The 7,075-nt window shown below is 52.6% G+C and carries 9 protein-coding genes; 4 read left to right on the top strand and 5 right to left on the bottom strand.

Annotation, left to right across the window (positions count from 1 at the left end; genetic code table 11):
- Window positions 1-22: 22 nt before the first annotated feature.
- Entirely contained in the window at window positions 23-508 is a 486-nt protein-coding gene (locus LKK83_RS15320) for a hypothetical protein (RefSeq protein ID WP_324632076.1), read from the bottom strand.
- A 78-nt stretch (window positions 509-586) separates the two neighbouring features.
- On the opposite strand from LKK83_RS15320, the gene LKK83_RS15315 reads away from it, so the two are divergent.
- Entirely contained in the window at window positions 587-1,342 is a 756-nt protein-coding gene (locus LKK83_RS15315; protein WP_324632075.1) for a DUF1995 family protein, read from the top strand.
- Window positions 1,343-1,551: 209 nt separating this feature from the next.
- Window positions 1,552-2,310 (top strand): metallophosphoesterase family protein, encoded by a 759-nt coding sequence (locus LKK83_RS15310; RefSeq protein WP_324632074.1) that lies wholly within the window; start codon window positions 1,552-1,554, stop codon window positions 2,308-2,310.
- A gap of 19 nt (window positions 2,311-2,329) precedes the next feature.
- On the opposite strand, the gene LKK83_RS15305 is transcribed toward LKK83_RS15310, so the two are convergent.
- Window positions 2,330-3,181 carry a M48 family metallopeptidase gene (locus LKK83_RS15305; protein ID WP_324632073.1) on the bottom strand — a complete coding sequence of 284 codons (852 nt, stop codon included), beginning with the start codon at window positions 3,179-3,181 and terminating at the stop codon, window positions 2,330-2,332.
- A 611-nt stretch (window positions 3,182-3,792) separates the two neighbouring features.
- On the opposite strand from LKK83_RS15305, the gene LKK83_RS15300 reads away from it, so the two are divergent.
- Window positions 3,793-4,320 carry a DUF4330 domain-containing protein gene (locus tag LKK83_RS15300; protein ID WP_324632072.1) on the top strand — a complete coding sequence of 176 codons (528 nt, stop codon included), beginning with the start codon at window positions 3,793-3,795 and terminating at the stop codon, window positions 4,318-4,320.
- 77 nt (window positions 4,321-4,397) lie between these two features.
- Here the strand turns inward: LKK83_RS15300 and LKK83_RS15295 are convergent, their stop codons facing one another.
- Both LKK83_RS15295 and LKK83_RS15290 read right to left on the bottom strand, forming a co-directional pair.
- Complete coding sequence (locus tag LKK83_RS15295; protein WP_324632071.1) at window positions 4,398-5,342, bottom strand: alpha/beta fold hydrolase; 945 nt, start codon at window positions 5,340-5,342, stop codon at window positions 4,398-4,400.
- 175 nt (window positions 5,343-5,517) lie between these two features.
- Entirely contained in the window at window positions 5,518-5,667 is a 150-nt protein-coding gene (locus LKK83_RS15290) for a hypothetical protein (RefSeq protein WP_324632070.1), read from the bottom strand.
- Between the two features lie 363 nt (window positions 5,668-6,030).
- Between LKK83_RS15290 and LKK83_RS15285 the strand changes: the two genes are divergently transcribed.
- Window positions 6,031-6,621, top strand: a complete 591-nt coding sequence (locus tag LKK83_RS15285) for a hypothetical protein (protein ID WP_324632069.1) — start codon at window positions 6,031-6,033, stop codon at window positions 6,619-6,621.
- A gap of 126 nt (window positions 6,622-6,747) precedes the next feature.
- On the opposite strand, the gene LKK83_RS15280 is transcribed toward LKK83_RS15285, so the two are convergent.
- Window positions 6,748-6,957 (bottom strand): hypothetical protein, encoded by a 210-nt coding sequence (locus LKK83_RS15280; protein WP_324632068.1) that lies wholly within the window; start codon window positions 6,955-6,957, stop codon window positions 6,748-6,750.
- Window positions 6,958-7,075 lie beyond the last annotated feature (118 nt).

The following is a 7,075-nucleotide window of genomic DNA, read 5'->3' as shown; positions in this document are numbered from 1 at the left end:
GGAGCCGGATGAGGTGAAAGTCTCAAGTCCGGTTCTGAAGACGAGTAGTTCTGGTGACGGAATTGCTTAGTTTAACTAAATCCTCCAACACACTATCATCGTAGAGGTCATTCACCTCATCTGCCGCGAGAAACTTTTCCCAGGTAGTTTGAATGAAAGTCAGCCGCTGCCCGCGTCGGCAGTGGATCGGAGCGCTCAAGCGTTCCAGTGGCGAGAGAATGAGTTGATAATAACGGCGCTGACTTTTGCTCGTCTGCGGCATTTCCGGAAACAATTCCCAGCGAAAGACTTCGCGGATGCCTTCCACGCGAGCAAAATAATAAATCGAGTGGGCTTGCCGACCAAACACTTTCGGTTGATAGAACGCCAGCCATTTGGGGGGCCAACGCTTCTTGAGGAGTTTTTCGGTGGTTGCTACCGGAATGCGATACCAGTGCTGGTGGAGAGCCAGTTTCAAGTCCCGCACCGTCGGTAGGATTGCCACCAGTAATTCTTCTCGTGATGTCATTGTGGGAGTTATGGGATTTCCTTAAGATGGAGTATAAACCAGAGCGATATTGCAGGTTTATTTACAAATAGAAGATTGATGGCTCAACTACCGAACGACCTAGACGAAGCGATCGCCCAAGCGAAACAAGCCACCCAAGCCGCACTCGACGATGGTTATCGACTGCTGCAAGTGGAAATAGTCATACCCGAACTAAAAGTCCAACCGATCGCCGAGCAATTTATTCCCCTATTAGCCGACAGCTACGGCGAACGGCTGAAAGTGTATTTTCCCGATGCCGGTGCGGCAGCCCTTGCCCGTCGCGACTGGGGCGAAACCCCCTATGTCGTGCGCGCGATCGGAGAAAAGAAAGGGCAAATACAGCCCGAGGACGAAGCCTTTTTGTTTGTCGAACCCTCCTCCGTGGAAGTCAACGACGTAGAGAAAATGTGCGAACAAGCCGACGATCGCCCGGTAATTCTGCTGCTGCCTCAACTGGAAAATGTGGCCACAATTGGCATTGGATTAGCCGGAAGGCAACTCAGAGAGCGCTTTTTGAACAATATCGAATCGTGCTACTACGTCAAACCCAAAGAAGGCTATGCCATTTTCCGCTGCTATCCTTCCCCCTGGCAAGTGTGGCTCGAGACTGCACAAGGCGGGTACGAGCTGATTTCCGAGACGCCGCAAAAACCCCTAGGAGACGAACTCGATCGCATCTTGGCTCGAGCGATGGGCACTCCGGAAGAGGGGACAAGCGCCGAAGCCCCTACTCAGACGGCTGCACCCTCCACACCGAAACAGGCGGGATTGATGACCAATCTTAAGCGTTTCTTGCGGGCACTGAGCCAGTAAGAAGAGATTATGAAGCGGGGCGTGCGAATCAGGCATATTTCGCCGAGCTTTGCGCGCCCCCTCTCATCAAAGCAGATAACCGGATTACTCAGGGGGTGGTTGCCGATGGGAAACATCGAAGATGGACTCAGAGTCTTGAGTGAACGGGCTAGGATGAGAGAGAGCCAACCTTGGCAAAGACTAGCGCCGATTGGGATGGAGCAGAGGGAATGAGCGAAACTAAGGGACGACGGATCGTTATTGGAGACGTACATGGACACTACGATGCACTGATGAGACTGATCGAAGCGATCGCCCCCGGTGAGGGCGATCGCCTGTACTTTCTCGGCGACTTAATCGATCGCGGACCGCAAAGCGCCAGAGTCGTCAAATTCGTGCGCGAAAGTTCTTACCAATGCCTCCTCGGCAACCACGAACATTTGTTGCTCGACGTGTGTCGCAACGGTAAAATCAACCCAGGCGCAATGCAAGGGTGGCGCTACAGTGGTGGGCAAAGCACCCTCGCCAGTTATCCGCCGCTCCATTCCAACCCCACCCAGGCATTGTTAAACGACGTAGAGTGGATGCGAACCCTGCCGCTTTACCTGGACTTAGGAGATGCGTGGTTAGTTCATGCGGGAGTCCACCCCCAACTGCCCCTCGAAGAGCAAGGGGCGGAAGATTTTTGTTGGATTCGAGAGCCATTCCACAGCATTTCCCAGCCTTATTTTCCCAATAAACTCATCATTGTCGGTCACACGATTACCTTTACCTTTCAAGGCGTCAAACCCGGGCAGCTTGCTAAAGGTTGCGGATGGCTGGGGATAGACACCGGGGCGTATCATTCCCTGAGTGGCTGGTTAACCGGATTGGACATCACCCACCAACAGGTTTACCAAGTTCACGTTAGCAAGCACAGCCTTCGCACCATGCGGTTGCAAGACGCCGTAGCCACAATAAAACCACCCCGAAGGGTGGCTCGGCGATAGAGTATAGAAGGACGGGAAATTAAAACAACGAGCGAACGTTGGACCGGTAAGTGGATTCGCTCAAGCCTTCGCCCACCCTAGCTTGACCGGGCGGTATCATTTGTTGTAACGCTGCAATGCGATCCTCAGAAGCCGGGTGGGTGCTTAAAAACGTCGGCGGTGACGGTTTATCGAGCAGTTTTTCAAAAAATTGAATCAGACCCACGGGGGCATAGCCGGCAGCCAACATGGTATCCAAAGCGTTGCGATCGGCTTCGTATTCATGCTGACGGCTTCTGGGAAGTCGCAGGGCAATTTCGAGGCCCAGTTGCACCGCTACATTGCGATCCACGCCTGCTGCATCGGCTAACCCCCGTGCGATAATGGTTTCGCGCATTTGCTGGATGGAATGTTTTTCGGCAATATGGCCGATTTCATGGGCCATCACGCCGGCAACTTGCGCTTCATTGTCTGCCTCTTGGAGTAAGCCGGTGGTGACATAGACAAAGCCTCCCATCGTGGCAAAGGCATTGACGCTATCATCTTCCACCACCTGGAAGGTGTAGGGAAGATTGGGCCGATCGCTATAGGGAACCAAGCTATCGCCCAGGCGCGTCACGTAGCGGTTCACTTGCCGATTGTCGGACAGGCGAAATTGATTGCGGAGGAGTTGTTGGTTGATTTGCTGACCCAGGGCCACTTCCTGTTGGTCGGACAAGGTGCTGAGCTGAAGAACCTGCAACCCCGGACCGACTAAATCGCGCAACTTACCAAATGCTACGGTAGGATGGGGTGCGGCGATGGTCAAACCCACGGCCACCAACAGGGCGATCGTGGGGTAAACTAATCGACGATAAAAACGCCGAGAAATCTGCGAGTCAGGATTTAACATAACTTGTTAGTGAAGGATGGTTTAACTGTCAGGTTTTCTCCCCAGTGGATGGAAACCCATGCCCCGAATTTAAACCCCCCTGATGTTTGGCACGCATAAGCTCAACCGGGCTATGGAGGTTGACGCTTTTCTATTTTCCCAGGTGCCATTGACTGGGGGGCGGGCAGTGCGACGATCGCGATCGCCCACTCTCGAACATACGCCTGCCGGTGAAAAAAACCGCGTATTTTTCTCGCCAGACTATATATTCAATGACAGACCCACCCTGCGGTTCCTCGGGAGCCACACCCGGCCTTGTTCTCTCAAACCCTTAAATTGCATCCTATGATTTACGCTATGCTGTTCTAGCGGCTTGCAGAAAACCGATTTACTGTGGCTTCCTCATTTGCAAAGTGCAAACTAAATGTAAAACGACAGATTTGCAGAAAATCATCAGTTTAGCTTATCAATGGAGGAGCGATCGCTGCCCAGAGTGGAGAAAGTGGGAGAGAACATCTGTCCCGAATCGGCATCTTATGCCCGGTTGATACGGAGTCAGCGCTCCCATACCTGAAAATCACAGTATCTGTGCCATCAACTTTATCTCGGTTAGGTAGGAAACATTTACAGTTATGAAGATTTTGGATCGCCAAGGTCGCTTATTTGGCAAACTGAGCATTCTCGATGTGGGTGCTGCATTGGTCATTCTTTTGGTTGTGATTGGGATTTTCTTCTTTCCCGGCACCTCGGGTTCGGTTGCCCAAATGGGCATCACCACCAAGCCGGTGGAAGTAGATATCATTGTCCGGGGGCTGAGCGTGCGGGATCCGCAAAGCTTGGTTCAAGAATTCCAGGAGGCGGGGAAAACCAACATCATTATCCGCAATCAGCCCTATGGACAGGTGGACGTGAAATCTATCGATCTGCTCACCCGCACGATCGCCGTGCCGCAACCCGATGGCTCGGTAAAAGCGCTACCGGATCCGAGACAAGAGGAGTCTTTTAGCTCCAATATGCTCTTGACCTTGGGTGGGAATGCGAAAATCACCGAGGATGGGCCGGTTTTGGGCAATAGCAAGTTAAAAATCGGCACGCCAGTAGAGCTAGAAGGGAAAACCTATAACTTCAATGCTAGCGTGATTGACGTTCGCATCAATTAAGCGATCGCCCCTGGGAATTGGCAAAAGTATTCAGGAGTAGGGTGGCCCCGTGCCACCCTACTTTGTCTGCGGGGGAGTTACGGTGACTCCGGGGTAGGGGTGGCGGTGGGAAGGGGTTGCTGTAGGAGGGTGAGGAATTGACGAATCAGGGCGATCGCGATCGCGGGCACTTCTAACTGAGGCGTCAATCCCACATTATCGAGCTGTTGGAAATAGCGGATTGCCGAAGGGTTCAAATTGGCGATCCGCTTGCCAATTTCTGGACCGGTAAACTGGGATTCCCGTCCCCAGATAAATGCAGTGGGCACCGCAAGCTGGGGGACGTACAACGACAAATCGAAACACAAATCCCCGCGCACGAAAGACAAGGCGGCATATTCCGCATTGGGTTGCTGTGCCGATCGCAAATAGGCTTCGACAATTTGAGAATAAATCAAACTCGGATTGGCAAACTGACGGCTGGCTAAAAAGCTGCGAATGCCTGCTTCTGTCGCCACACCGGTATTGTACAACAATCGGTCTATCACTGGGGTTTTCGCGAATTGGGCGAAAAAGCTGTTGGTGTAATCTTCGCCAAAATCAGACAATCCGGCGGGAGTGGTTAAAATCAGACTGTTGAACAATTCCGGATGGGCGATCGCCACGCGAATGACGAAGGCAGCGGTGAGGGAAGACGCCACCACCGGCACTGGTCCGGAGCAGGTTTCTTGCACAAATTCGGCGATCGTACTGAGATAATCTTCGATTTGATAGTCGCGCTCTGGATGCTCGGATCGTCCCCACCCAATTAAATCCGGCGCGATGATGCGATATTCATGGGCAAATGCGGGAAACACCTTGGACCATTCATACGCCGAGGAACCGCCACCAAAGCCGTGGAGGAAGACTAAGGTGGGGAGTTCTTCTGGGGTGTCGCGATCGCCCCAAAGGGTCTGCCACGGTTCTCCCACATTGGTGTAGTAAACCATTCTACCGAGGGATGTGACCACAGAACGCTGTTCGAAACCCGGGGGAATAAACATGAATTAACCTCGCTAAATTTCAATCGATGAATTGGGAAAATGGGAATTGTCAGGGTTTGGGATGGAGTGTGGGGGTTGCACGACGCGCAGGCTTGGCTTAGCCTACCCTACCTCTCCATCATCGGTTTCGGCGATTCCTTGCCAACATAAAGGAAATGTAAAGTTTAATTTGATTTTATAAAGAGTTGATAAAAATATCCGGACTGTGGCGATCGCCATTCCCGGTGCTACCCTTGCGGGCAAAGGAGTTTCCCGTCACTGTCTCCTCATTGCCGGGGACGTTCTGACCCTCGCAGGGCAAGGAATTAGCGCTACAATATGCCATGTGGGGTGACACCCCTCACCCCCTAGACCGCCGTCCCGCAAGTCCCAGGAAGATCCTGCATCTGGCGATCGGGGATATTTTCCTGACCACCCAGCACTCGGGTTGAACTTCTGGCAAATCGGGTAGCCAATGAAACCCAATCCATCCCCTAACAGGGAACACCATTTTTCAATAATGCAACGCCGATGCGGGCTTCCCGGGCAGACAACCGGTGAACGATTCGGATTCAGGGGAAAAAGGCAGCACTCAAGGCGATCGCCCAACCCGAGGGTTACTTTTCGGCGTTCGACGATCGGCTTGCAGGGCACCAGCAGTTGAGTTGTCCGTTACTTGCAATTTCTCGACGTTTCTAGGGAGCACACTATGCGTATTCACGGAGTTATGGTAGACCCCTCTCGCCCGAAAAGCGGTGAGTGCAAAGCGCGTCAGCGTCGTCACTCGCCCAGGGTTAATGAAGTTACTGGATTTATGGGTTCTGTGGGCAACCCGCAAGGAGTCGAATTGAGTTTACCTCCCCGCGTCCCGACTTACATTCGGCTGAATTTTGAAGAGTTGAATTGTTTTCAAGTGGTCGATCGCCAATTCGAACGATATGGCGTCATCTTTGATAACGCGATCGCCCTGAGTCCCTCAAACCCGGCGTTTCCCACCCACAAAAGCCGCATCGTTCTCATGGGGGCACCCAAAAGTGGTTCCCTAGAAGTCACCTTTACTCAGCCAGTGTCTTTTATCACCAGCTTAGTCACCAGTTCTCGCCGCACCGTGCTTTCCGCTTACGATGACCAGGGGACTCGCCTCGCGCAGACCGATATGGTGGAACCGAATTTGGCCGGATCCCCCTCCCAACTGCACCCCAACGCACCCTTGAGTCTGAGCGTCCCGAATATCCACCGCGCTGTCTTTTATGCCTTCGACGGTCATCTGACGGTGGCAGAATTCGGCTTTAGCGTTTAGTGTGTGTCTTCTCTGTCGGCTTGTCTGAGGCGCGAGGCGTTCGATACTTGACAAAAAACTATTTTTGAGGTATAATTCGTATTTTAACGATTTGGTTTTAACTGACAGATTCATCCCCCCGGGGGATTAAAATGCAATTTGAGACAATAACATCTGAGGCGCGATCGCCATTCCACCCGCCGAGAGAATGCCGATCGCGTCTTTGGGCTTTATGGCTGTAAAAATACCGGCGATCGCTTCGGCGCGAGGATTCCCCGGAAGGGGTGGCAAAAATCCGGCCCCAGTGAAAACGATTCCTCCCCTTGCCAGCGATCGCCAAACCTGATATAAAAACAAACAACTTCAAAGCCGCTTTCGGCAACCTGCAATCGGTTTGCGTCAGGGACTCCGTAGAAACCAACCCCATGTCTAAAGTCAGGGGCTTGTACTTCTAACCACCTGACCAGCCTAAACC

Origin of the sequence: Phormidium sp. CCY1219, assembly GCF_035615515.1 — a bacterium.
In the GTDB taxonomy this organism is placed as follows: Bacteria; Cyanobacteriota; Cyanobacteriia; order Cyanobacteriales; family Laspinemataceae; genus CCY1219.
This window is presented reverse-complemented; position numbering and strand designations above follow the sequence as displayed.